The 21,897-nt window shown below is 70.9% G+C and carries 25 protein-coding genes and 1 pseudogene; 12 read left to right on the top strand and 14 right to left on the bottom strand.

Annotation, left to right across the window (positions count from 1 at the left end):
- Nucleotides 1-270 precede the first annotated feature (270 nt).
- The 7 genes from ACIOHC_RS05540 to ACIOHC_RS05510 all read right to left on the bottom strand — a co-directional run bounded on the left by ACIOHC_RS05540 (nucleotide 271) and on the right by ACIOHC_RS05510 (nucleotide 6,628).
- Nucleotides 271-1,110, bottom strand: coding sequence for an enoyl-CoA hydratase/isomerase family protein (locus tag ACIOHC_RS05540; RefSeq protein ID WP_401841559.1), 840 nt, complete (start codon nucleotides 1,108-1,110; stop codon nucleotides 271-273).
- Nucleotides 1,107-2,237 carry a cytochrome P450 gene (locus ACIOHC_RS05535; protein WP_365691482.1) on the bottom strand — a complete coding sequence of 377 codons (1,131 nt, stop codon included), beginning with the start codon at nucleotides 2,235-2,237 and terminating at the stop codon, nucleotides 1,107-1,109. Before ACIOHC_RS05535 ends, ACIOHC_RS05540 begins: the two co-directional genes overlap by 4 nt.
- A gap of 328 nt (nucleotides 2,238-2,565) precedes the next feature.
- Nucleotides 2,566-3,957: a cytochrome P450 gene (locus ACIOHC_RS05530; RefSeq protein WP_351071727.1), complete on the bottom strand. Its 1,392-nt coding sequence runs from the start codon at nucleotides 3,955-3,957 to the stop codon at nucleotides 2,566-2,568.
- A gap of 101 nt (nucleotides 3,958-4,058) precedes the next feature.
- A complete protein-coding gene (locus tag ACIOHC_RS05525; RefSeq protein WP_351071724.1) occupies nucleotides 4,059-4,649 on the bottom strand; it encodes an ATP/GTP-binding protein in 591 nt (196 codons plus the stop codon).
- Entirely contained in the window at nucleotides 4,624-4,998 is a 375-nt protein-coding gene (locus ACIOHC_RS05520; protein ID WP_351071722.1) for a DUF742 domain-containing protein, read from the bottom strand. Before ACIOHC_RS05520 ends, ACIOHC_RS05525 begins: the two co-directional genes overlap by 26 nt.
- A complete protein-coding gene (locus ACIOHC_RS05515) occupies nucleotides 4,995-5,399 on the bottom strand; it encodes a roadblock/LC7 domain-containing protein (protein ID WP_351071720.1) in 405 nt (134 codons plus the stop codon). The genes ACIOHC_RS05520 and ACIOHC_RS05515 overlap by 4 nt, the downstream gene beginning before the upstream one ends.
- Nucleotides 5,396-6,628: an ATP-binding protein gene (locus ACIOHC_RS05510; protein ID WP_351071718.1), complete on the bottom strand. Its 1,233-nt coding sequence runs from the start codon at nucleotides 6,626-6,628 to the stop codon at nucleotides 5,396-5,398. Before ACIOHC_RS05510 ends, ACIOHC_RS05515 begins: the two co-directional genes overlap by 4 nt.
- A 686-nt stretch (nucleotides 6,629-7,314) precedes the next feature.
- On the opposite strand from ACIOHC_RS05510, the gene ACIOHC_RS05505 reads away from it, so the two are divergent.
- From ACIOHC_RS05505 to ACIOHC_RS05485, 5 genes are all read left to right on the top strand, one after another.
- Nucleotides 7,315-7,524 carry a hypothetical protein gene (locus tag ACIOHC_RS05505; protein ID WP_351071717.1) on the top strand — a complete coding sequence of 70 codons (210 nt, stop codon included), beginning with the start codon at nucleotides 7,315-7,317 and terminating at the stop codon, nucleotides 7,522-7,524.
- Nucleotides 7,525-7,728: 204 nt separating this feature from the next.
- Nucleotides 7,729-8,598, top strand: a complete 870-nt coding sequence (locus ACIOHC_RS05500) for a JmjC domain-containing protein (RefSeq protein WP_351071715.1) — start codon at nucleotides 7,729-7,731, stop codon at nucleotides 8,596-8,598.
- A 34-nt stretch (nucleotides 8,599-8,632) separates the two neighbouring features.
- Nucleotides 8,633-9,511, top strand: coding sequence for a JmjC domain-containing protein (locus ACIOHC_RS05495; protein WP_365691450.1), 879 nt, complete (start codon nucleotides 8,633-8,635; stop codon nucleotides 9,509-9,511).
- A 177-nt stretch (nucleotides 9,512-9,688) separates the two neighbouring features.
- Complete coding sequence (locus tag ACIOHC_RS05490; protein ID WP_351071711.1) at nucleotides 9,689-10,741, top strand: helix-turn-helix transcriptional regulator; 1,053 nt, start codon at nucleotides 9,689-9,691, stop codon at nucleotides 10,739-10,741.
- 161 nt (nucleotides 10,742-10,902) lie between these two features.
- Complete coding sequence (locus ACIOHC_RS05485; protein WP_351071709.1) at nucleotides 10,903-11,355, top strand: hypothetical protein; 453 nt, start codon at nucleotides 10,903-10,905, stop codon at nucleotides 11,353-11,355.
- Between the two features lie 16 nt (nucleotides 11,356-11,371).
- On the opposite strand, the gene ACIOHC_RS05480 is transcribed toward ACIOHC_RS05485, so the two are convergent.
- Nucleotides 11,372-11,602, bottom strand: coding sequence for a hypothetical protein (locus ACIOHC_RS05480; RefSeq protein WP_351071707.1), 231 nt, complete (start codon nucleotides 11,600-11,602; stop codon nucleotides 11,372-11,374).
- 204 nt (nucleotides 11,603-11,806) lie between these two features.
- On the bottom strand, nucleotides 11,807-12,034 hold the full coding sequence (locus ACIOHC_RS05475) for a helix-turn-helix transcriptional regulator (RefSeq protein WP_351071705.1): 228 nt from the start codon (nucleotides 12,032-12,034) through the stop codon (nucleotides 11,807-11,809).
- A 436-nt stretch (nucleotides 12,035-12,470) separates the two neighbouring features.
- On the opposite strand from ACIOHC_RS05475, the gene ACIOHC_RS05470 reads away from it, so the two are divergent.
- A complete protein-coding gene (locus ACIOHC_RS05470; protein ID WP_351071703.1) occupies nucleotides 12,471-12,953 on the top strand; it encodes an inorganic diphosphatase in 483 nt (160 codons plus the stop codon).
- Between the two features lie 48 nt (nucleotides 12,954-13,001).
- On the opposite strand, the gene ACIOHC_RS05465 is transcribed toward ACIOHC_RS05470, so the two are convergent.
- From ACIOHC_RS05465 to crcB (ACIOHC_RS05450), 4 genes are read right to left on the bottom strand one after another with little or no spacing between them, the layout of a single operon-like run.
- Entirely contained in the window at nucleotides 13,002-14,174 is a 1,173-nt protein-coding gene (locus ACIOHC_RS05465; protein ID WP_351071701.1) for an MFS transporter, read from the bottom strand.
- 14 nt (nucleotides 14,175-14,188) lie between these two features.
- Nucleotides 14,189-14,563, bottom strand: a complete 375-nt coding sequence (crcB, locus tag ACIOHC_RS05460; RefSeq protein WP_351071698.1) for a fluoride efflux transporter CrcB — start codon at nucleotides 14,561-14,563, stop codon at nucleotides 14,189-14,191.
- On the bottom strand, nucleotides 14,560-14,919 hold the full coding sequence (locus tag ACIOHC_RS05455; RefSeq protein ID WP_351071696.1) for a DUF190 domain-containing protein: 360 nt from the start codon (nucleotides 14,917-14,919) through the stop codon (nucleotides 14,560-14,562). The genes crcB (ACIOHC_RS05460) and ACIOHC_RS05455 overlap by 4 nt, the downstream gene beginning before the upstream one ends.
- Nucleotides 14,916-15,422 carry a fluoride efflux transporter CrcB gene (gene crcB, locus ACIOHC_RS05450; RefSeq protein ID WP_389636117.1) on the bottom strand — a complete coding sequence of 169 codons (507 nt, stop codon included), beginning with the start codon at nucleotides 15,420-15,422 and terminating at the stop codon, nucleotides 14,916-14,918. The genes ACIOHC_RS05455 and crcB (ACIOHC_RS05450) overlap by 4 nt, the downstream gene beginning before the upstream one ends.
- 365 nt (nucleotides 15,423-15,787) lie before the next feature.
- Here crcB (ACIOHC_RS05450) and ACIOHC_RS05445 point away from each other — a divergent pair.
- The 5 genes and pseudogenes from ACIOHC_RS05445 to ACIOHC_RS05425 form a co-directional block, all read left to right on the top strand.
- Nucleotides 15,788-16,288, top strand: a pseudogene (locus ACIOHC_RS05445) (amino acid permease); the annotation flags it as partial.
- Nucleotides 16,289-16,414: 126 nt separating this feature from the next.
- Nucleotides 16,415-17,674: an arginine deiminase gene (locus tag ACIOHC_RS05440; RefSeq protein WP_351071694.1), complete on the top strand. Its 1,260-nt coding sequence runs from the start codon at nucleotides 16,415-16,417 to the stop codon at nucleotides 17,672-17,674.
- A gap of 138 nt (nucleotides 17,675-17,812) precedes the next feature.
- On the top strand, nucleotides 17,813-18,403 hold the full coding sequence (locus ACIOHC_RS05435) for an isochorismatase family protein (RefSeq protein WP_351071692.1): 591 nt from the start codon (nucleotides 17,813-17,815) through the stop codon (nucleotides 18,401-18,403).
- A 22-nt stretch (nucleotides 18,404-18,425) separates the two neighbouring features.
- On the top strand, nucleotides 18,426-18,677 hold the full coding sequence (locus ACIOHC_RS05430; RefSeq protein WP_401841546.1) for a hypothetical protein: 252 nt from the start codon (nucleotides 18,426-18,428) through the stop codon (nucleotides 18,675-18,677).
- 147 nt (nucleotides 18,678-18,824) lie between these two features.
- A complete protein-coding gene (locus tag ACIOHC_RS05425; RefSeq protein WP_351071689.1) occupies nucleotides 18,825-19,382 on the top strand; it encodes a flavoprotein in 558 nt (185 codons plus the stop codon).
- Between the two features lie 73 nt (nucleotides 19,383-19,455).
- Here ACIOHC_RS05425 and ACIOHC_RS05420 read toward each other — a convergent pair whose 3' ends face one another.
- Nucleotides 19,456-20,172, bottom strand: coding sequence for a DUF4232 domain-containing protein (locus ACIOHC_RS05420; RefSeq protein WP_351071687.1), 717 nt, complete (start codon nucleotides 20,170-20,172; stop codon nucleotides 19,456-19,458).
- A 187-nt stretch (nucleotides 20,173-20,359) separates the two neighbouring features.
- On the opposite strand from ACIOHC_RS05420, the gene ACIOHC_RS05415 reads away from it, so the two are divergent.
- Nucleotides 20,360-21,769, top strand: a complete 1,410-nt coding sequence (locus ACIOHC_RS05415; RefSeq protein ID WP_401841543.1) for a helix-turn-helix domain-containing protein — start codon at nucleotides 20,360-20,362, stop codon at nucleotides 21,767-21,769.
- Nucleotides 21,770-21,897 lie beyond the last annotated feature (128 nt).

The raw sequence follows: 21,897 nt of genomic DNA, 5'->3' as shown, positions 1-21,897 counted from the left end.
GTTCGCCTGGGAACGGCTGCAGGAGTGTGCTGCGGGAAGCGCCGGACCCGTTGACGTCCCCCACGTACCCCGCCTCCGGACCCCTTCCCGCCTCCGGTGGTCCCGCACGTGAGAACGAGTCCGACCGGATCGAGTGGATCCCGTTGACGCACGCACGCGGGACGATCGACCGCCGAGGCCCCCGCCCGGCAGACTATTTCGCCCGAGGAGGCCGAGCCGCTCGTCCACACCCGTCGCCCGACAACGTGACACCAGTGGAGCAATGCGCCATCAGGCCGGGCTTGATCGAGGCGAAGGACCCTGACGCACCGTTCCGGCCCCTCCGGCGTCGCGGCTGCGGCGGGTCGCGGCGGCGACGGTGGCCATCAGCTCCGCGTCCAGGACGGACGGATCGGCCAGCCGGGTCGGGGCGGCGTAGGAGTTGAGCAGCGCCTTCGTGACGCGCAGGGCGGCCTCCGGGCGGCGCACGACGGGTTTGGCCCACGCGGTGACCGCCGCGTCGAGGGAGTCCTCGGGCACGATGCGCTGGAGGATGGACAGTTCGTACGCCTCCGCGGCGTCGAAGGCACGTCCGGTCAGGATGAGCTCGCGCGCACGGGCGGCGCCGACCTCATGGATCAGCCGGGGCAGCACGCCGCCCCACGCGGTGGGCAGCCCGAGCGCCAGCTCCGGCAGCCGGAACCCGGCGGTGTCCGCGCCGACGCGCAGATCGCAGGCGAGTGCCAGCGCCAGTCCCGCGCCGATCGCCTTGCCCTGGATCCTGGCGATGGTGACGACCTGGCTGGTGGAGAGGGCCTCACAGACGCGGCGGGCCTTGTCGCCCGCGATCCGGATGCCCCGCCCGGTGGGATCGTGGTCGAGCCAGTCGGCGAACTCGCCGCGGTCACCGCCCAGGCAGAAGTCGTCGCCGGCACCGCTGAGCACCAGCACCCGGACATCGGGGTCCGGGACGGCCAGGACCGCCAGCAGATCGTCCAGCATCGCCTCGGTGACAGCGTTGCCGGTGGCGGGGGAGTTCAGCTCCACCCGCAGGACGGGGCCCTCGCGTTCGGTGCGCACCGTGCCCGGTCGCCGGTAGGGGGAGAGGCAGTCGGGGAGGGAGAGCTTCATATCGCCACGCCCAGCGAGGTCACGCGCCTGAAGACCAGGCGGGACGCGTAACTGGCCGGTGTGACGGTGCGCAGGGTGGGGAAACGTTTCAGGAGCTGGGTGAGGAGCGTACGGGCCTCCAGGCGGGCGAGGGCCGCGCCCAGGCAGTAGTGCACTCCGCCGCCGAAGGTGAGGTGGGTGCCGGTGCGCTCGATGTCGAAGGCGTCCGGGTTCTCGTTGCGCCGCGGGTCGTGGTTTGCGGCCCCGTACATGACGTGGACCATGCTGTCCTTCGCGATCGGCACGCCCGCCAGGACCGTGTCGTCGGCCGCGATCCGGGTGTTGATCCCGATGGGTGGGTCGTACCGCAGGACCTCGTCGACGGCGGCGTCGATGTAACCCGGGTTCTCCGCGAGCCACGCCCACCGGCCGGGCTCCCCCTGCAGGAGACCCACCATGGTCGACAGCAGTGTCGCGGTGGTCTCCAGCGAGGCGATGGTGACGAACATGGTGAGACGGTAAAGGATCTCGTCCGCCGCCTCGCGGTCGGGCTCCTTCGCGTCCCAGGTGTGGATCCAGCCGGTCAGGACATCGTTGCCGGGGTTCGCGCGGCGCTGCTTCACGAGTTCGGTGAAGTACGCGCGTAGATGCACGGTCGCCTCGGCGGACACGGCGAGCTGGCTCTTGGTGGGCAGCAGCTCCTGGGCGTGCACCTGGTTGTGGGTGATCTCCAGGATGTGGGCGTAGTCCTCGGGCGGGATCCCCAGCCAGGAGCCGATGGTGCTGATCGGGAGCTGTTCGCTGACCGTACTGACGAAGTCGGCCTCGCCCCGGCGCAGTTTGTCGGCCAGATCGTCGAGGAGGCGGGTGACGTGCTCCTCGACCTGCGGGGTCAGCCGCTGGATGGTCGAACGGTCGAAGAGGTTGCCGAGGCTGCGGCGCTGGCAGGTGTGCTCGGGCGCGTTGAGGCGGGAGAGCGTCTTGGTCATCTCCTGGGTGGCGACCGCTTCCCAGCGCTCGGTGTCCTCCTGGCGCTCCTGCCAGGCGAAGTCCGGCGCCAGCCAGTTGCGACCGCGGAGCACTTCGCTGCACGCGTCGAACCCGGTGACGAAGTACGCGTCCCAGGGAGCGCGTACGACATCTCCCATGGCTCTCATCTCACCCAGGAGGCCGTAGGGATCGGCCTGCCCTTCCGGCGATTTGAGACGTCGTAGGAGGGAGATGAGGGCACGGCGGTCGACGGCGGGCCGGTCTGTGCCACATATAGCGCTCACGCAGAGTTCCTTGCCCTGGGCTCATGGTTACGGCCAGAACTTACCCCTCCGCATATGTCCGCCAAGCGTCGATCCCTGTTGCTCCTGTCACAGAGAAATGCCCTGCTGACCCCTTGTCATGTGCCGGACGGTGCTCAAGTCGGCCGGTGAACAGGGCCGGTTATGCGTATGAACCGGCCCGGTTCATCGGCGTCGGACGGCGTCACACCCGGAAGACGTCCAGGAAGGAACTCCACCAGCCCTTCGCCTTCTTCGGCGACTCCGCCTGGTCGTAGCGCGCGGCGGGAAGCTCTTCAGCAGGGGTGATCCGGGACGAAACGGGCGACTGCGTCGCGGCCTTCGCAGCATGGCGCGGCGCGCTCGGGCTGAACCGCACCGGCAGGGACACCATGGCCCGGTGGAACGGACCCGGCCGCCATTCGATCGCCGAGGACGGGATGGCGAGGGCGAGGTCCGGCACCGAGTTGAGGATCTTCTCGATCGCGGTGAGGGCGATGAGCTGCGCGGGGGACTTCGCCGGGCAGACGTGCGGGCCCGCGCCCCAGGCGAGGTGGGCGCCCTTGCTCAGGGTCTGGCGGGCGTCGGTGAGCGCGGGGTCGCTGTTCGCGGCGGCGAAGCTGATCAGTACGGGGGTCTCCGCCTTCAGCGTCACACCGCCCAGGTCGACGTCCTGGACCGGGTAGTGCGTGGCGTAGTTGGCGATCGGCGGATTGTTCCACAGCACGTCGTCGAGGGCGTCCTCGACCAGCATCCCCGTACCCCGACGGTGCGGGTTCCCGGCGTCGTTGGACAGCAGGAGGAGCAGTGCGTTGGCGATGAGGTTGCGTTCCGGCTCGATGCCCGCGCCCATCAGCATGACGAGCTGGTCCTTGAGCTCCTCGTCCCGCAGCCCGGCCGGGTGCTGGATGAGCCAGGAGGTGATGTCCTCACCGGGCTGACGCCGCTTGAGCGCGACGAGTTCCATCAGGCACTCCGTCAGCTCGGCGTTGGCCCGCAGCACGTCCTCGCCGTCGAAGATCGCGGACATCCAGCGCGTCAGCCGGTCGCCGATGTCACCGGGGCAGCCGAAGAGCTGGTTGAACAGCAGCAGCGGCAGGAGCTTGGCGTAGTCGCCCAGCAGGTCGGCGCTGCCACGCTCGATGAACTGGTCGATGAGGTAGTCGGCGATGCGCTCGACGTCCCGGCTGAGCCGGTTGGTGTTGAGCCGGCCGAGGCTCTCGGTGACCGCCTTGCGCAGCCGCAGATGCTCGGTGCCGTCCGTGAACAGGCAGTTGGGCCGGTACGCCATCATCGGCAGCACCGGGCTGTCGAGCGGTACGCGGCCCTCCCGCAGCGCCGCCCACCGCCTGGAGTCACGGGCGAAGAAGGAGGGGTTCTGCAGGACCCGGAGCGCGGCCTCGTGCTGCACGATCAAGGTGGCGTCCACTCCGGGGGCCAGCTCGATCGGAGCGGCGAGCCCGTGCGCCCGGAACTCGTCGTACACACGCTGCGGATCGGACGCGAACTCCGGCCCGTAGAGCGACTTCTGCCGCTCGCCGTGCATCGGGCACCCGGTGGGGGCGCTGTACGGGGTGGCTCCCGGCTGAGAGTCCATGTGTGATTCCTAGGTGTGATCGCGGGCCTCGTGGGCCCGGACGGTGGACGGAAAACGGGGCTCGGGTCACCCGTTCCGGCGGACGGCGGACGGAGCGGAGGTCAGGCCACCCGGGCGAGAAGGTGCTGTACCAGGGTGATCAGGGCCTGCGCGGACGAGTTCTCGTCCCGGGCGTCGCAGTAGACGACCGGGGTGTCCGGCAGCAGGTCGAGGGCCTCGCGCAACTCCTCCTCGGCATGCCGGGAGTACGGGTCGAAGCTGTTGACCGCGACGGCGTACTCCAGCCCGTACGTCTCGACCAGGTCGATCACCGGGAAGGTGTCGGCGAGACGGGCCGGGTCGACGAGGAGCAGCGCGCCGAGCGAACCCCGGGCCATGTCCTCCCACAGCTCGACGAAACGCTGCTGGCCCGGCGTACCGAACAGGTACAGCACCAGCTCGTCGCTCAGCGTCAGACGGCCGAAGTCCAGCGCGACCGTCGTGGTGACCTTGTCGGGTGCGCCCCGCAGATCGTCGACGTGGGCACTGGCCTGCGTCATCCTCTCCTCGGTGCGCAGCGGTGTGATCTCGGAGAGGGTGCCGATGAGCGTCGTCTTGCCCACGGCGAAGTGTCCGACGACGAGGATCTTCGCCGCACGCTGTACCGCGTCCGACACATAGATGTTCTCAGCCGAACCGGACGTGGAGTCCATGCAACACCTCTTCGAGGATCTTCCTGTCAACGAGCTGAGCCGGCGGTGGCGCCTTGCGGCGCATCAGATGACCCTGTTCCGCTAAATCGTTCAGCAGCAGCCGTGCCACTCCGACGGGCAGTTCCAGATGGCCCGCGACCTCGGCCACCGACAGATAGCCGCCGGAACACAGCTTCCAGATCGCCCGGACCTCGGGGCTCGGGTTCGGGGGCTGCTGCCGGCCGGGTGCGATGGTGACCAGAGTGACGAGGGACAGACCCTCCGCGTCGGGCAGCCCGCGTCCGCCGGTGATGACGTACGACCGGACGAACCCGCTGCTGACGGACTGCTCCTCGCCCGGCGCCGTCATGCGTCGCTTCCGACGTTGTGGCGGGGAGGCGTGGTCATCGCCTTCCCCAGCGCGGTGACCTGCTGCTGCATACGGAAGGACATGGCCTCCATGTCCACGTCGGCCGCGGCGGCCGCCGCCAGATAGGCGCCGGTGCCCGCGGCGATCAGGAAGATCCAGCCGTGCTCGTACTCAAGGAGCGTCTGACGCCAGCGACCGGGGGTCTGGGCCCCGATGAAGGGCGCGACGGCCCGGCTCAGCGACTGCATGGAACTCATCGCGGCCGCCACGGTCTCCGCGTCGTCCCGGCCGATCTCACTTGAGTTGGCCAGCAGCAGACCGTCGGCGGAGACGAGGATCGCGTGCCGAGCGCCGGGTACCTGGAGCACATCGTTGAGCACCCAGGTCAGATCGGGGTTCACTGGATCTCGGGTCCTTCCATCGTCGTCATGTCACGTCCGGACCGTGTTCCGCGCTGGAACGCGCCCAGGCGGGAGGCGGTTTCCTCGTTGCTGCGCACCGGCCCGGGGTCGGTCGACGGCACCACTGAGACCGGGCTCTTGCGACGACGCTTGGGCAGGCCACCGGCGGTGGTGAAGGACCCCGTGGGCTGCGGGGCGGAGGCCGGCTGTGCGGCCGGCGGGAACAGTGGGGTCGGCGGCGGCGCGCTCACCTGGCGGCGGGGGAGCGCCGACACCTCCGCGTCGTGGTCGAGGGGCGCCGCGGCGGCCACCGGGGGCGTGGGCGCATCACCGGTGAGAAGCTCGTCGGGCAGGAGAACCACCGCGCGTACGCCTCCGTAAGGGGATACCGAGTCCACCGAGACCTTGAACCCGTAGCGGGCGGCCAGTACACCGGAGACGGCGAATCCGAACTGTGGGGGAATGCCCAGGCTGGAGACGCTGATCGCGGCCTGGGGTGCGAGGAGCGCCGCCGCGCGGTCCTTCTCCTCCTGGCCCATGCCGAGGCCCGCGTCGTCGATGATGAGGCAGACGCCCTTAGGAACGGCCTGGATGTTGATCTCCACCGGCGTACCGGGGGCCGAGTAGTTGGTGGCGTTGGCCAGCAGCTCGGCGAGGACCACCGCGACCGGTTCCACGGCCTTGCTGACGACCGAGAAGTTGACCTGTCCGTTGACCCGGACCCGGTCGAACTGCCGGATACGGCCCTGTGCGCTGCGGGCCACGTCGAAGACCGAGGCGACGGTCTCCCTGCGCCCGAGCCAGCCGCCGCACAGCACCGCGATGCCCTGCGCGCGGCGGCCGAACTGGCTGTTGGCGTGGTCGATGGCCATCAGGTCGGCGAGCATGTTGGGGTCGTCGCCGTACTTCTTCTGGGCGTTCTCGACGACCACCTGCTGCTCGTCCGCGAGCCCCTGAAGGGTACGCACGGCCGCCTTGAGGACGGCCTTGGTCTCCTCCTCGGCGTCCTTGCGGACCTCATTCATCTCGGCGGCCTGCCGGTGCAGCAGACCGGTGTGGGCTACGTGGAGCTCGTCCCGCTGCCGTTGCAGCGCGTCACGCTCGCCCCGTAGATCGGTGTTCTGTCTGCGCAGCCCGATGTTGGTCTTGCGAGCCCGCAGGACGGCACCGACAGCGACCAGTGCTACGACAACCAGCGCCCAGAAGAGAGGGCCCTGTGCAAATGTCATGAGACTCACTTCAAGTGCCACGGCTATGGAAACGGCTTGACGCTCCCTCATGAGCCGCACCGGCCGGACTGGTCTAGTCGCGACTTGTGCCACGCAGGGAAGGCCCCTCCGAAAGCGGGGCCGAGGAATTCATCCCTCCCGGAATGCCCCCATACGCCATCAGCCCACTGGAAGTAAGATGATCTTAGCATCGGCCTCTCGGGTAAATGTCAAGACCGACACGCCAGTTGCACTCTTGACGCGGAATGTTCACATCCAGGGTCGGAGTCGGCCATCCAATGCCGGGCTGACCTGGGGCTTTTCGGTGGACATAGGTGACGAACGGTCAAGAATGCGCACCCGGTGTGTATATGAATGTGTGACCCTCCTGGTCACCTCCGGGGCGTTCGCGTCGGTGGACGGCGCATGCACCACGCCTGTGTGAAGGGTTCGCGGGTCATTCGCTCCCGACCAAGGCTTCCGTCGCGCTTCCTCCGCCTGTTGTGCACATGGCGATCCATCCGCGGTCGAGGGCCGGAGCCCCCGGTGTCGCGCCGTGTCCGGCCCGGGTCACGTGCATGCGGGAGCGGGCTCTCGTCTCTGTCGGCGAAGGCGGCCGGAATCCAGGATTGAGACCAGCCAAGGGGGAACCGCCCCGGGCAGGAAACCCGGCCTCACAGGGCCGGCCCGATGACACAGGAGATCCCATGAACCTCTCGCAGAACACCGCCGCCCAGCCGGCCGACGCCCAGCCCAGGACCGGTCTCACCCTGTCCCGCAAGGCCGCGCTCGGCGTCGCCGCCGCCGCCGTCATCGGCGGCTCGATGTTCGCCCCGAGCGCGTTCGCCGCGTCGGACTCCGCGCCGAGCCACGCCGTCGAGGCGGGCTGCGGCGACTGCTACCCGGACGTCATCTGATCCCGGCAGCGGCCCGTCCGCCCGGGGCAGCCGTCCGACCGGGACAGCTGCCCGACTGACCGGGCGGTGGTCCGAGCGGTACCGGCGGTCGTCCGACCCCGGTGGTCCCCTTTCGGATCCGACCCCCGACAGCGCCCTGACGGGGCCCGCCGGCCACCCGGCCGGCGGGCCCCGCAGCCGGAGCGTGAACAAGGAGAGTGAGCCGTGAACTGGCTCGAACGCTGTGTTTCCGACGCGGACCGGTTCCTCCGTACGCAGTGGCGCCAAGGGCCCGTTGTGCTGCGGCCGGACAATCCGCCCACCGAAATCCTCACCCCCGCCGACCTCGACGATCTCATCGACTCGGGTGTCCTCAGAGTGCCGTACGCCGGACTGTTCACGATGGCGGGCGCCGTGCCGGAGGCCGCCTACTGCCCGCCCCGGGTGGTGGCCGGACGGCATCTGGAGGGCTGCCTCGACCCGGAGCGCGTCCGGAGACTGATCCGCGAGGAGCGGGCCACCCTGCAACTGCGCTACGTCAACCACTGGTACCCGCCGGTCCGGCGGCTCACCGACGGACTGGCCGAGGGACTCGGGCGGCTGGCCGAGGCCTTCTGCTTCTACTCGCAGCCCGGACGCTTCGGCGCCGTGCACCGCGACGACGGCGACATCCTCGTGATCCAGCTCAGCGGCGCCAAGCACTGGCAGGTGTTCGGCGGTCCCACCGACGCGGACTGGCAGCCCGTGCGGGAGGACGACCCCGGCCCCGTACTGCTCGACACCGTCGTACGCCCCGGCGAGGTCCTGTACGTCCCCAACGGCTACGCCCACACCGCGCAGGCCACCGCGGACGGCCCCTCGCTGCACCTCACGATCGCGCTGCGCGAGGCCGGCGCCGGACACCTGCGCACGGAGTTGGAGTCCTTTCTCACCACCGGCCTCGCCCTGCCCGCCCGCCCCCTCGACGACGCGGATCTGACCAGGACGGCCGCCGCCCTCCTCGACCACTTCCGCGACCGGCTCGACGGCGCGAGCGCGGAATCCCTCGTGCACAGCGCCCGCCTGCACGCCTACAGCAGCCGGCCCACGGCCTGACCGGCCGGCGCCCCGACGGAGAGCGAGACCAACGATGGACTGGCTGAAGCGATGTGTACGTGACGAGCAGGAGTTCTTCGCCACGCACTGGCGCCGCGCACCGGCCGTTCTGCGCCCCGACGACCCCCCGGTGGACCTGCTGGACACCGCCGAACTGGACGGCCTGCTCGAAGCCGGGCTGCTCAGAGTCCCCTATATAGGGCTCGTCCACGAGGACCGCCACGTGCCCGTCGAGCGGTTCTGCACACCCCGGGTGGTGCTCGGCGAGATCGTGGACGACTACGCGGACGCGGAGCTCGTGAGGCACCTGGTCGACGTCGAGCGGGCGACCGTACTGCTGCGGTACGTGGACCAGTGGCACCAGGGCGTACGGGCGCTCACCACGGGTCTCGCCGAGCAACTCGGCCGCCAGGTCGAGGCGTTCTGTTTCCGTACCCCCGCGGGCACCCGGGGCCGACCTCTGCACCGCGACGACGCGGACGTCCTCGCGATCCAGATCAGCGGTGAGAAACGTTGGCGTGTGCACGGCGGGCCGGCCGACGGGAACTGGGAACCGGCCAGGGAGGACGGCGACCCGGGCGAGTTGCTGCTGGAGACCGTACTGACCCCCGGCGAAGTCCTCTATGTGCCCAGGGGGTTCGCGCACCACGCGGACGCCGTGGGCGACGCCCCGTCGGTCCACCTCTCGCTGACCGTGCGTGAGGCGGGAACCGCGAACCTGTACGCCCTGCTGCGCGCTTTCCTCGCGGAGGGGGCCGCCGTCCCCGGACGGCCGCTCGACGACGCGGCGCTCACCGATGCCGCCGAGTCCCTGATCGGCCACACCCGCCGCACCCTGGCGGAACTCACCCCCGAGACCCTGGTGGCCCATGCGCGCGCCGCCATGCGCGCGACGATGCCGACAGCCGCGTAACGCCTCCGGCCACCCTGGACCACCGCGCCACCCGCAGCCCCCGAAGCCCTGTGCCCGGGGGCTTTGCGCAGTCCTGACGCGACAAGATCCCGTCTGTTCGCCCCTGATGCCTATTCTTGCCAGCGGCATAGTTTTCGCGGATCGACAACACCCGCCGGACGGCGGTGAGGGGGGTACGTGAAAGGGCAGGAGCAGGCACGCACCGGGCCGTTCGAGGCGGCCCGGGGGCTCGGTGAGATCGACCTCGCCGTGTACGGCTGGGTCCTCGAACACCGCACGGGCGACCCGCAGGCCGTTGCCGAGGCCACCGCGATCGCGCCCGAGGAGGCCGCCCTCAGCCTGGAACGACTGCGGCGGGCCCGGCTGTTGCATGCGCAGAGCGCTGCCGGGGACTCCCCGGGGCTGTTCGCTGTCGCGCCCGAGACCGCGCTGGCGCAGCTGGCCGCGCCCGTGGAGGCGAAGATCCGCGAACAGCAGGACGGGCTCGCCGGGATGCGCCAGGACCTCGGCCCCTTCGTCGCCTGCTACCACCGGCGTCATTCGCGCAGCGAGTCGCTGGAACTGCTGGAGAACGTGCAGGACGTGCGCAACACCCTCAACCAGGCCTCGAACCGCTGCCGCTTGGAAGTGCTGACCAGCCAGCCCGGCGGCGGGGCCCGGGACCCCGAGGCGATGCGGGAGGCCTTGGTACGGGACCAGTCGATGCTGGAGCGCGGCATCCGGCTGCGCACGCTCTACCACCACACCGCCCGGTTCAACGGTCCCAGCCAGGCGTACGTGGCCGCCGCGTCCGCGCTGGGCGGCCAGTACCGCACCGCGCACGAACTCTTCGGCCGGCTCATCGTCTTCGACCGTGAGCTCGCCTTCATCCCCGTGCGGGACGACAGTTGGGGTGCCGTCGTCATACGGGAGCCGTCCACGGTGGGCTATCTCTGCGAGATCTTCGAGCAGGCCTGGGACCGGTCCACCCCGTTCGCGGATGCCGCCGGCCAGGGCCTGGAAGGGGTGTCCCGGGAGATCCACGAGACGATCGTCCGGTTGCTCGGCGCCGGTTTGAAGGACGAGGCCATCGCGCGCAGGCTCGGTATGTCGTTACGCACCGCCCGTCGGCACATCGCCGACATCATGGAGGAGCTGGACGCCACGAGCCGCTTCCAGGCCGGAGCCCATGCCGTCGCCCGGGGGCTCCTGCCGGACACCTCGTGCGCGGAGGGCGGCTCCGTCGTCTGACGGTCGGCCCCGCCCGTCACGGGTTGCCGGTGGCGTGATCACGCGACTGGTCCGTGGCCGCGCGGTACCGGATGCTGTCAGCACGGCCCATGCGGGGAGAGCTCGGGGCGGTGCTCGGGCAGCGGTTCGCCGATGCCCCGGCGACGAGCAGGAGGAGGGACATGGACGGCCGGCCCCCGGCGACACCGACGGTGAGCGAAGGCGCCCTCCACCTGCGGGAGTTGCTGCTGTTCCTCTCCGTACACCTGGACCGGGCGCCCGGGGTGATGTGGCCCGAGCACGAGCATCCGGCCCTCGGCGCCCCGCAGCGACCGGAGGCGCTCGACGGTCTGGCCGCCGAACTCGGGCTCCGTACCGGCCTGGTCGCGAGCAGCGGCCGGTGCAGTCGCACCGGCGGCGGGCCGAGGAACCCCGCCGCTCATCTGGTGATCCATCAGACCGAGGGCGCGGGGATGTGGAGACTGCGCGACGACGGGGCCGAGGGTGCGGAAGCCTTCCGGCACCGGCTGCGGTCGGGCGAAGTCCTCTACATCCCGGCACGCTGGTCCTGGACGGTGGAACTGACACCGGGGGCGCGGTACGTGGTCACCGACCTGACGCCGCCCGGCAGCTGATCCGCGTACGGCGGGCTCAGCCGCCCCACGAGGTGTCGCACGTGCTCACCCGTCCCTGGTCCGACTGTCCCTCGGCCGGGAGGGTCCCTCCGATGAGCGGGCTGTCCGTGGTCCCCTCGGCATGGGCCGGTACGGAGGAGAGCTGGATGCCGCCGCAGTCGTCGGCGTACGCGGGGGAGCCGGGCTGGAGGACCAGCAGGGCGGCGGTGGCGGTGGTGGTGAGGAGCAGAGCAAGGCGCTTCGGCATGGTTCCCCCCAGGGACGTGGTGTGGGGCCCGCCCTTTCGGCGGGCCCGCTCCGGTTCGTGCGGTGTGTGACAACCCTGGCCCAGGCCCGTCGCGCATGTACGGGAGCGGGCCCCTCACCAAGGTGCGTGACCGCAAAGTGAAGGGGGTCTAAATGGCGCGAAGCCGCCCCAAGCGCAGCGAATTCCGAGGCCGCGCGCGTTCCCTCAGGACAGGTATCCCCGCTGGATGGCCAGAACCACGAGCTGGGTCCGGTTGGTCGTGCCCGTCTTGTCGCGGAGCCGGCGCAGATGGGTGTCGACGGTGTGCGGGCTGATGCCCAGCCGACGGCCGATTCCCCAGTAGGTCTCGCCGCCCGCGAGGAGCGTCAGGACCTGGCGCTCGCGGGGGGTCAGTGCGGGCTCGCAGACAGCGGTGTTCAGGGCGTCCGGCATGGCGGGCTCCTCCTCGTCGACGGGTGACCGGCGGGCGGCCCACTGGCCCGTCCCGTCCGGACACCCACCACACTGGGCCACCGTGCGCCGGGCCGCGACGAGGAGGGCACCTCATCAACCTGCCTGACAGCAAGGCGAGGTGGCGACAAAGCCGGATGTTTCCCCCGTGCGGGGCCCGGCCGCGGGACGGTGGTGCCCGGAGTACGTGACACATGGGGCGGCAGCTGTCACGTCACGCACAGTGGGTACCGGGTAGCTCCCCTGGGCGCACGACCGCGGCTAGCGCTGGCGGCATCCGCGTGAGGATGCAGACTGGGAGTGCACGCCCCGGCGTGCCGGTGATGGGGCTCACCGCAACCGCGGACACCTTCCGCCGACGGTCCCTGGCCATGCGCGTGACGACACCGTGCCCGCCTGCCGCTTGGAGGCCGTCGCCGTGGAATTCGACGTGATCGTGGAGATTCCCCAGGGATCCCGCAACAAGTACGAGATGGACCACGAGGCCGGGCGCATCCGGCTGGACAGGATGCTCTTCACGGCCACCCGCTATCCCGCCGACTACGGCTACATCGACCACACGCTCGGCCGGGACGGCGACCCCCTGGACGCCCTGGTGCTGGTGGGCGAGCGCACCTTCCCCGGCTGCACGATCCAGTGCCGGGCCATCGGCATGTTCGTGATGCGCGACGAGAAGGGTCCCGACGAGAAGGTCCTCTGCGTTCCCGCGCACGACCCCCGCCACGCCGGCCTGCGGGACATCGGCGACGTGTCCAGCTTCGACCTCCTGGAGTTCACCCACTTCTTCGAGGTCTACAAGGACCTGGAGCCCGGCAAGTCGGTGGAGGGCTCGCACTGGGAGGGACGCGACATGGCGTACGCGGAGATCGAAGCCGCCCGGAAGCGGGCCGCCGGTTCCTAGGGCGGCGACTGAGCCGCGCGGACGCCGTGTCCCGCGGCCCCGGCGGGTTCAGCCGCGGTGCGCACGGGTGCCGGACAGCAACACCAGAGCGGCGGCCTGGATCGCCACGACCACCACGACGAGCACCGGGATGGAGTAGCCGTAGAGACCGCCGACGAGCGCGCCACCGGCCAGGGTCGCGGCGCCGATGACCCCCGCGAAGACCCCGTAGGCGGTCGCCCGCCGCCCCGGCGGGACGAGGTCGGCGACGGTGGCCTGCAGCGTGGACTCCTGGATGCCCATCGCGGCCCCCCACACCAGTGAGCCGATCACCGCGACGGAGAGGCTGCCGCCGAAGGCCAGCACGGGCACCGAAGCCGCCAGCAGCGGCAGCACGGCCAGCACCCGGGGCCCGATCCGGTCGTAGGCCCATCCGGTGGCCAGCGCCGCCAGCGCGTCCACGGCCATGGCACCGGCGTACAGCACCGGAACCCAGGCCGTGGCGAGCATCCCGTGCGTGACGAGGTGGAAGGACAGCACACCGTACGTGGCGAAGCCCGAGGTCGTGACGGCCGTGAACGCGGCGTACCGCCAGAACGCGGCAGGCAACCGCCCGGAGCCGGTCTCCGTACCGGCCGCCGCTTCCGCTTCCGTCGCCGCGCTCTCGTACCCCGCCGGCTGCGGGACGTGGTGCCTGAGCCGGACCAGCAGGGCCAGCACCGCCACGCCCGGCAGGGCCAGGACGCCGAGCGCCGGTGCGTAGTCGCCGCCCGTCAGGGCCAGCACACCGGCGACGGTCAGCGGGCCGATCAGCGCCCCGACCTGGTCCATCGCCTGGTGCACGGCGAAGCCCCGTCCCCGGCCCGTCGCGGCGGTGGCGTACGACAGGAGCGTGTCCTTGGCGGGGGAGCGGACGGCCTTGCCGACCCGTTCGGCGATGACCAGGGAGCAGGCGGCCCAGAGCACCCCCGTCAGGCCCAGCACCGGCACGCTGACGACCGTCAGCGCGTACCCGGCGATCGTCCAGCCCCAGAACCGGCCCGTCCGGTCCGCCAACGGCCCCGAGACCAGCCGCAGGATCAGCGCCGCCGCCTCACCCGCACCCGTGACGACGCCGACCACCAGGGCCGAGGCCCCCAGCGAGGCCAGCAACGGACCCGTGATCGAACGCGCCCCTTCGTAGACGAAGTCGGCGAGCAGGCTGATGGTTCCGAACCAGACCACGAATCGCCAGGGGCGCATCGTCGGCCGGTGCATCACGCCCACAGGGCCTGGGTGAGGGAGACTCCGGCGAATGCGGCGCCGAGTCCGGCCACGATGCTCGCCAGGATGTTGGCGGCGGCGTAGAACCTGGCGCCGTCCTCGGCCAGCCGCAGCGTTTCGTAGCTGAAGGTGGAGTAGGTGGTGAGCGCTCCGCACAGCCCGGTGCCGAGCAGGAGCTGCAGGTGGGAGGTGGCGGCCCCGGCGGTGGCGGCGCCGGTCAGCAGCCCGAGGACGAGTGACCCGCTCACGTTGACGGCGAGGGTGCCCCAGGGGAAGACGGCGTCGTGCCGGGACTGGACCGCCCGGTCGGTCAGATAGCGCAGCGGGGCACCGACCGCGGCCCCGACGATCACCAGGAGCCAGTTCACGGGTTCTGCTCCCGGTCGTCGTCGTGCCGGACCGTCTCGCAGTGGTCCAGGACGGCCAGGCCGCCGTCCGTGAGCAGCTCCTCGACGAGCGGCAGGAACGCGCGGATCCTCTCCTCGGCATCGACGATCACGACGGCCACCGGCAGGTCCTCGCTGAGTGAGAGCAGCCGTTGGGTGTGGATCATCGACGAGGTGCCGAACCCCTCGATTCCGCGGAAGACGCTCGCACCGGAGAGTCCCGCCCGGTGTGCCCGGTGCACGATCTCCGTGTACACGGGCCTGTGGTGCCAGCCGTCGGTCTCGCTGACGAGGACCGTCAGTCGCAGGGCCGGGACCGTGTTCGTCCGTCCTGTCATGGTTGCCTCCACGCCAGTACGCGGCGGGTGGCCCACACCGCGCTCCACACCGCCGCGAGGGCGGCGAACAGTGTCAGTCCCAGATACGCCAGGCCCGGACCGGCCCGGCCGTGGGCGACGAGGCGTTCGATGTCCACCGCGTAGGTGGAGAACGTGGTGAATCCGCCCAGCACCCCCGTACCGAAGAAGGGTCTCACCAGTCGGTGTGCCGCCCATACGTCGCTGATCACCACCATGAACACGCCGATCACCGCGCATCCGACGACATTCACGGTCAGCGTCGTCCACGGGAAACCGCCCGGAGCGGTGGGCCACAGGAGGGACGCCCCGTACCGGGCCGACGCCCCGATCGTGCCCCCGAGGGAGACCATGGCGAGAACCGGCCACTGCAGCCGGGAGAGCCCGACGCGCCTGCCGGGAGCACTCCGCCCGGCAGGCGGATCGCCGCCGCGCTCCGTCACCGCTGCCGGGGGCACACGGCGTGACTGGGCCTGCCTGGGCATACGTCTCCCACCTGCCGGGCGCCCGCGCACGGGCACGCTCCATCGCAAGCAGGGACCGTTGGCGGCACGCGCGCACGCGCCCCGCGGTTCGGGTACGGCGGGCCCCACCGCCGTGCAGCAGCCGTCACCGGCCGCTGCTCCCCCAGGCTAGCGCCGCCGACGGCATCGCGGCCACCGCGGCCGGCGCGGGCGCATCCGGCGCGAACCGTGAAGGGGCATATCGGGCAAACGGGTAAAAATGGCACTAGGTTCTCCCTGAGTCGGGCGAGGGAGTCTGCGGGGCCGTGCGGGACACCGGGACGCATCGACGAGGAACGACATGACTGACACGGGCAGCGGCGCCGAGACCGCAGCCGCCGGACCGCGGCGCCGGCGTGTACTCCCGGCTCGCCGAGCGACGCGAGGACGTCGGCCGGGCCACGGTCCTCGGGTTCCTGAGCGTCTTCGCCGTCTTGGCCTCCGTCACCATCGTGTCGTACGGACTGATGCCGATGCGCGAGATCGCCGAGCCGCTCCAGCCCTCCATGGCCGGGGTCCTGGAGCACGCGGTCGGCACCTGGGGCAAGGTCTTCGTCAGCGTGGGGCTCATCGTCTCCGTCCTCGGTGCCTGTCCGGCCCGGACCCTGATGGCCGCCGACGTCCTCTCCGTGGCCGCCAAGGACGACGACATGCCCCGGTCCCTCGGCCGTTCCACCACCGCCGACGTACCCGTTCCGGCACTGTTGACGACCACGCTGCTGAGTCAGGCCGTCCTCGTCGTCACGTTGTTCTCCAACGACGCCTTCGACTTCGCGCTCGATCTGACCAGCGCGTTGACCCTGATCCCGTTCCTCCTCGCGGCGGCGTTCGCGGTCATCTGCGCCGTCTCGGTCATGGGGGCCGTGACGGGCGTGATCGCCCCGGCAACCGGCTGGATCGAACTCTGACGCCCCGCACCACGACCCGCACACCTTCCGCCCCGCCCCCGACCCCGTCCGACCGAAAGGCACACCGTGACGAGCATCGACACCACCGGGCCGGCCTTCGGCGTCCACTCCGAGGTCGGGAAACTGCGCAAGGTGCTGGTCTGCGCACCCGGCCTCGCACACCGCCGGCTCACCCCCACCAACTCCGACGACCTGCTCTTCGACGACGTGATGTGGGTGGAGAACGCCCAGCGCGACCACGCCGACTTCGTGAACAAACTCCGCCTGCGCGGGGTCGAGGTCGTCGAACTGCACGACCTGCTCGCCGAGACGATGGCCTTCGCGGAGGCGAGGAGCTGGCTCCTCGACCGCAAGATCACCGCGAACGAGGTCGGCACCGGCCTCCAGAACGACACCAGGTCCTTCCTGGAAACGCTCCCGTCCCGCCGGCTCGCCGAGTTCCTGATCGGCGGCCTGGCCACCGCCGACCTGCCCGACGACTTCCGCTCCCCCTACGTGGCCCTGGCCCGCGAGTCCACCGGCGCCCGCGAATATCTGATGCCCCCGCTGCCCAACACCCTCTACACCCGTGACACCACCTGCTGGCTCTACGGCGGACTGACGATGAACCCCCTGTACTGGCCCGCCCGCCACGACGAGACCCTGCTGATGAAGGCGGTCTACACCTTCCACCCCGACTTCAAGGGATCCACGGTGTGGTGGGGCGATCCGGAACGGGACTGGGGCCACGCGACCTTCGAGGGCGGCGACATCATGCCGGTCGGCAAGGGCGTGGTGCTCATGGGCATGAGCGAACGCACCTCGCACCAGGCCATCACCCAGGTCGCGGACGCCCTGTTCAGGAACGGCGCCGCGGAGCACGTGATCGTGGCGGGCATGCCCAGACTGCGCTCCGCCATGCACCTCGACACCGTCTTCACGTTCGCCGACCGCGACCTCGTCACCCTCTACCCGAAGATCATGGACGAGGTCCACACCTTCTCCCTGAGGCCCGGTGACAGGGCCCCCGGGATCGAGATCACCGACGAGGGCACGACACCGTTCGTCGACGTGGTCGCCAAGGCGCTCGGCCTGTCCGAGCTCAGGGTGATCGAGACCGGCGGCGACGTGTACGCCTCGGAGCGCCAGCAGTGGGACAGCGGCAACAACGCCGTGGCCGTGGAACCGGGCGTCGTCTTCATGTACGACCGCAACACCCAGACCAACACCCTCCTGCGCCGGGCCGGGGTCGAGGTCATCACCGTCGTCGGCGCCGAACTCGGCCGTGGCCGGGGCGGCGGCCACTGCATGACGTGCCCCCTGATCCGGGACGCGGTGGCCTTCTGACGCCGCCCGCCCCCATGGCCCCGCCCGCCGGGCCGGGGATGGCCGATCGGGTGAACGACGGCGCGTGCCGCGTCCACCGGCCGCCGCAGGCGCGACCATACGCAGGCGATGGTTCCACCCCGAGGAAAGGGCTTTTCCGTGCGCCGTGCTCTGATCGTCGTCGATGTGCAGAAGGACTTCTGCGAAGGTGGCAGCGTCCCCGTGAAGGGCGGCGCGGACCGGGCCGTGGCCATCGCCGACCTGATCCGACAAGCCGACGGGCAGTACGCACACGTCGTCGCCACCCGCGACCACCACATCGACCCGGGCGCCCACTTCTCCGAACACCCGGACTTCCAGAACTCCTTCCCCGTGCACTGCGTCGTCGGCGGCGAGGGAGGCGAGTTCCATCCGAACTTCGCACCCTCCGTCACCTCCGGCGCCGTGGAAGAGGTCTTCTACAAGGGCGCGCACTCCGCCTCGAAGAGCGGCTTCGAGGGGGCGGCCGAGGACGGCACGTCACTGACGGACTGGCTGCGCGCCCGCGATGTCACCGACCTCGACGTCGTCGGCATCGCCACCGACCACTGCGTGAAGGCCACCGCGCTGGACGGCGTGCGAGCGGGCTTCGAGGTGCAGGTCCTCCTCGACTACACCGCGGGCGTCGCCGCCGACACCACCAGCACCGCGATCGACGAGCTGCGCCGGGCAGGTGTCGCACTGAGCGGCAAGCCCGTCGTCCTGGCCTGACCGGCTGGTGATCAGCGCGGTCATGGCGGTCACCGTCTGGCTGCTCCCGGTGGTGGGTGGATCGCTGCTCGTCGCGGGCGCACCGATGGCCGTGTGGGGCCTCGGATACGGCGGTGGCCCGGTGAGCACGCAGACGTGGATCCTGGCCTCGGCCCCCGAGGCACGTGAGGGCGCTTCCTCGCTGTTCGTCGGGGTGTTCAACGGCGCCGTCGCGCTGGGTGCGCTGCTCGGTGGCCCGGTGGCCGACGGGATCGGCAGCACGGCGGTGATGTGACTGGGCGCCGCGCTCGCGGTCGGCGCAGCGGCGATCACCGCCGTCCGGCCGCGCCCCGGCCGACGGGACGCACTGACACGGCTGCCCGCGACCGTCGCCGTACGCTGCCTGAACCGCATCACTCCAGCCGTCGACCGGGAGCCCCGCGTGAGCGATCAGCCCGACCAGCAGACCGAGAAGCCCTTCCTGTACGTCGTCGTGTGCGCGGCCGGAATCGCCGGAGACGTCGGCAGGTTGATCACGGCGGCCCAGGAAGCGAACTGGGACGTCGGCGTCGTCGCCACCCCGCAGGGCCTCGGCTTCATCGACGCGAAGGCCGTCGAGGCCCGGACCGGATACCCGATTCGCTCGGCCTGGCGCTCACCGGGCGACCCTCGCCCGCTGCCGCCCCCCGATGCCATCGCCGTTGCGCCGGGCACCTTCAACACGATCAACAAGTGGGCGGCGGGCAGCTCCGACACCCTGGCCCTGGGCATCCTGTGCGAGGCGTACGGCTTCGGCATCCCGACCGCCGTCCTCCCGTACCTGAACTCGGCGCAGGCCGCCCATCCGGCGTACCGGTCGAGCCTGGACCGGCTGCGTGGCATGGGCGTCCTGATCGGCTCGCACGAACCGCACCCGCCCGGGGCCGACGGCGGGGCCGACCGCTTCCGCTGGGAGGAGGCGCTGGAACTGCTCACTCCCGAGCTGTCCCGCCCGGCCTGATCGGCGCCGCCGGTCTCGTGGCGGCCGCGGCCGTGCTCCGGCCTCCCGGCCGGAGCAACGGGCGCTCGGGAGGTCACCAGTTGATGGCGTCGTCCATCGACTGCTGCCAGTACGTGACCTTGAGCGAGTCGTCGATGTAGACGCCCTTGGCGGGCAGTGAGGGGTGGGCGCCCGCACCGACGCTCTCATTGCCGGAGCGGCCGTGGAAGTAGACGACCAAGGACTTCTCCGTGCGGCCGTTGGAGCCGCTGCCGTCGGTGGCGGACAGACTCACGGAGGCATAGCCGGATTCGCCCGGCTTCAGTGTGACGACGGCCTGCGGCTTGGAGTCCTCGATGACCGGCGGCACCGACTGGGCCTCGCCGAAGCGTACGGCCGGGTAGCTGTACAGGTAGCAGGTGTTGCTGCCGGTGTTGGTGACGGTGAGGAGCATGTGGTTGACAGGGCGGTTCAGCGGGGCCGCGACGGTCTTGGTGTTGGAGCCCTCGCAGGTGACGATCTTGCCGGAGGAGGTGGGGGCCTTCGCGGCGGGGGCATGCGCGGCCGGCTTCGAGGCGAGGGTGGCCGTCTTCGCGTTGCCGGAGGAGGAGCCGTGGCCGGAGGATCCGGAGGCGGGGGCCGACGGTGCGGACTCAGGCGCGGAGGGTGAGGCGTTCGTGGCGGAGACCGCCGAGGCGCCCTCGTCCCGCACGCCCGTTCCGTCGCTGCACGCGGTCAGGGAGAGGGCGCCGAGCGCGACGGTCGCGGCGGCGGTCAGAAGGCGGGTGCGGGAGTTCCGGATGCTCGACATGTGGCCATGCCCCTTCGTTGTTCGGGTGGGTGTGGTGCTTGGATGACTGGAGCTTGTGGGGTGATCCGTCCCGTCCGCCATGGACAGCGCGGGGTTAGGAACACTGGAACACTGGAATGGGCTCTGAGCAGGGGAAAAGCAGTGCCCCTGGAATGCGTGAACGGGACATGGGGGGATCGTGGAACGAGTGTCGGAGAGGGAAGGGGCCGGGGGTACGGGCGAGTTCGCGGCGCTGCTGCGGGAGCTGAAGGACCGTTCGGGGCTGAGCTACGGGGCGCTGGCCAAGCGGCTCCACATGAGCACGTCGACGCTGCACCGCTACTGCAACGGCACCGCGCTGCCCACGGAGTACGCCCCGGCGGAGCGCTTCGCGAGAGTGTGCCGGGCGACGCCGCAGGAGCTGGTGGAGCTGCACCGGCAGTGGATCCTGGCGGACGCGGCACGAAGGGCCAGGCCGGAGCAGAGCACGGCGGCCGGGGCGAGGAACGCGGGTGACACCGCCGCGGATCCGACTCCGGCGACGGATTCGGCCCAGGAGGCCGGTCCGGCCGGGATGGCTCGTGGAACCGGCTCGCCGGAGACGGCGGTCACCGGTTCGCCGACGGATTCGGCCGACGCGGCGTCAACGCACGGACCGGGCGGAGACGATGAACCGGTTGTCGTCGACATGCCGCGCGATCCCGCGCCGCCACGGCGTCGCCGTAACGCGCTGATCGCCTCCGTCGCAGCGGCCGCCGTGCTGGGAGCGGTGGTGCTCGTCGTCAATGTGCCCTTCGGCGGGGGCGGGGACGACGCGGGGGACCGGCGCGCAGCCGATACCACCGTCTCGACCGCCGACACGGCGGACGCCAAGGAGCCGCCGGCGACGGACGTTGCGACCCCTTCCCCGACCGGCAGGAGCCGCACACCGTCTCCTTCCACCTCGGCCGCCGGATCCACCCCTGGCACCTCGAAGCGCGGCGGCGCGCCGGGCGCGGCCGAGCGCCCCGGTGGCAGCACCGCCGTACCGCTGAACGTCGCCTCCCGCCCCTACGTCTACGACAGCCCGTGCAGCCAGCATTTCCTCGTCGACAGCGAACCCGAGCAGGTCGGCCCGCCCGCGAGCGAACAGGACGCGCCGCGCTGGGCAGCCGCCTACGGCGCGGTCTCCTCGGGGGAGCAGCGGGTCGCCCTGACCGTTCAGGGCACCGGGCGGGACACGGTCGTCCTGGAGGCGCTGCACGTACGCGTCGTCGGCAAGGGAGCACCGCTCGCCTGGAACGACTATTCGATGGGGGTCGGCTGCGGGGGTGGCGTCGGCACCAAGTCGTTCGACATCGACCTCGACAACGGCAGCCCCACGGTCACCGTCAAGAACGGCCGACGCGACTTCCCGTACAAGGTCAGCGAGTCCGACCCGGAGGTCTTCTACATCACCGCGCACACCAAGGCGCACGACGTCCGCTGGGACCTCAGCCTGGACTGGTCCAGCGGCGGCCGCCGCGGCACGGTGCACATCGACAGCAGCGGCACCCCGTTCCGCACGAGCGCCGGCGCCGGGCGACCCGGCTACGACTACCCGTTGGGCGGCAGCGAGTGGATCGAACGGGAGGGCTGACCGGAACTGCGTGTGCCTGGAAGCGATGGCTGTGCCCCATGAAGCACCTCCACAGCGCTGTCGACGGGACCGGCCTGGATCCGACGCCCTCACCGACCGTATCTGCGCGGCGACGCGCTGAACGGAGT

It is taken from the genome of Streptomyces sp. NPDC088252 (assembly GCF_044740965.1).
Classification (GTDB): domain Bacteria; phylum Actinomycetota; class Actinomycetes; order Streptomycetales; family Streptomycetaceae; genus Streptomyces.
This window is presented reverse-complemented; position numbering and strand designations above follow the sequence as displayed.

Excerpts from the sequence above, each read along its gene's own strand:
- ACIOHC_RS05540 (WP_401841559.1), bottom strand. The coding sequence starts at position 1,110 with ATGAAGCTCTCCCTCCCCGACTGCCTCTCCCCCTACCGGCGACCGGGC.
- ACIOHC_RS05535 (WP_365691482.1), bottom strand. The coding sequence starts at position 2,237 with ATGGGAGATGTCGTACGCGCTCCCTGGGACGCGTACTTCGTCACCGGG.
- ACIOHC_RS05530 (WP_351071727.1), bottom strand. The coding sequence starts at position 3,957 with ATGGACTCTCAGCCGGGAGCCACCCCGTACAGCGCCCCCACCGGGTGC.
- ACIOHC_RS05525 (WP_351071724.1), bottom strand. The coding sequence starts at position 4,649 with ATGGACTCCACGTCCGGTTCGGCTGAGAACATCTATGTGTCGGACGCG.
- ACIOHC_RS05520 (WP_351071722.1), bottom strand. The coding sequence starts at position 4,998 with ATGACGGCGCCGGGCGAGGAGCAGTCCGTCAGCAGCGGGTTCGTCCGG.
- ACIOHC_RS05510 (WP_351071718.1), bottom strand. The coding sequence starts at position 6,628 with ATGACATTTGCACAGGGCCCTCTCTTCTGGGCGCTGGTTGTCGTAGCA.
- ACIOHC_RS05505 (WP_351071717.1), top strand. The coding sequence starts at position 7,315 with ATGAACCTCTCGCAGAACACCGCCGCCCAGCCGGCCGACGCCCAGCCC.
- ACIOHC_RS05495 (WP_365691450.1), top strand. The coding sequence starts at position 8,633 with ATGGACTGGCTGAAGCGATGTGTACGTGACGAGCAGGAGTTCTTCGCC.
- ACIOHC_RS05485 (WP_351071709.1), top strand. The coding sequence starts at position 10,903 with ATGGACGGCCGGCCCCCGGCGACACCGACGGTGAGCGAAGGCGCCCTC.
- ACIOHC_RS05480 (WP_351071707.1), bottom strand. The coding sequence starts at position 11,602 with ATGCCGAAGCGCCTTGCTCTGCTCCTCACCACCACCGCCACCGCCGCC.
- ACIOHC_RS05475 (WP_351071705.1), bottom strand. The coding sequence starts at position 12,034 with ATGCCGGACGCCCTGAACACCGCTGTCTGCGAGCCCGCACTGACCCCC.
- ACIOHC_RS05465 (WP_351071701.1), bottom strand. The coding sequence starts at position 14,174 with ATGCGCCCCTGGCGATTCGTGGTCTGGTTCGGAACCATCAGCCTGCTC.
- ACIOHC_RS05455 (WP_351071696.1), bottom strand. The coding sequence starts at position 14,919 with ATGACAGGACGGACGAACACGGTCCCGGCCCTGCGACTGACGGTCCTC.
- crcB (WP_389636117.1), bottom strand. The coding sequence starts at position 15,422 with ATGCCCAGGCAGGCCCAGTCACGCCGTGTGCCCCCGGCAGCGGTGACG.
- ACIOHC_RS05430 (WP_401841546.1), top strand. The coding sequence starts at position 18,426 with ATGGCGGTCACCGTCTGGCTGCTCCCGGTGGTGGGTGGATCGCTGCTC.
- ACIOHC_RS05420 (WP_351071687.1), bottom strand. The coding sequence starts at position 20,172 with ATGTCGAGCATCCGGAACTCCCGCACCCGCCTTCTGACCGCCGCCGCG.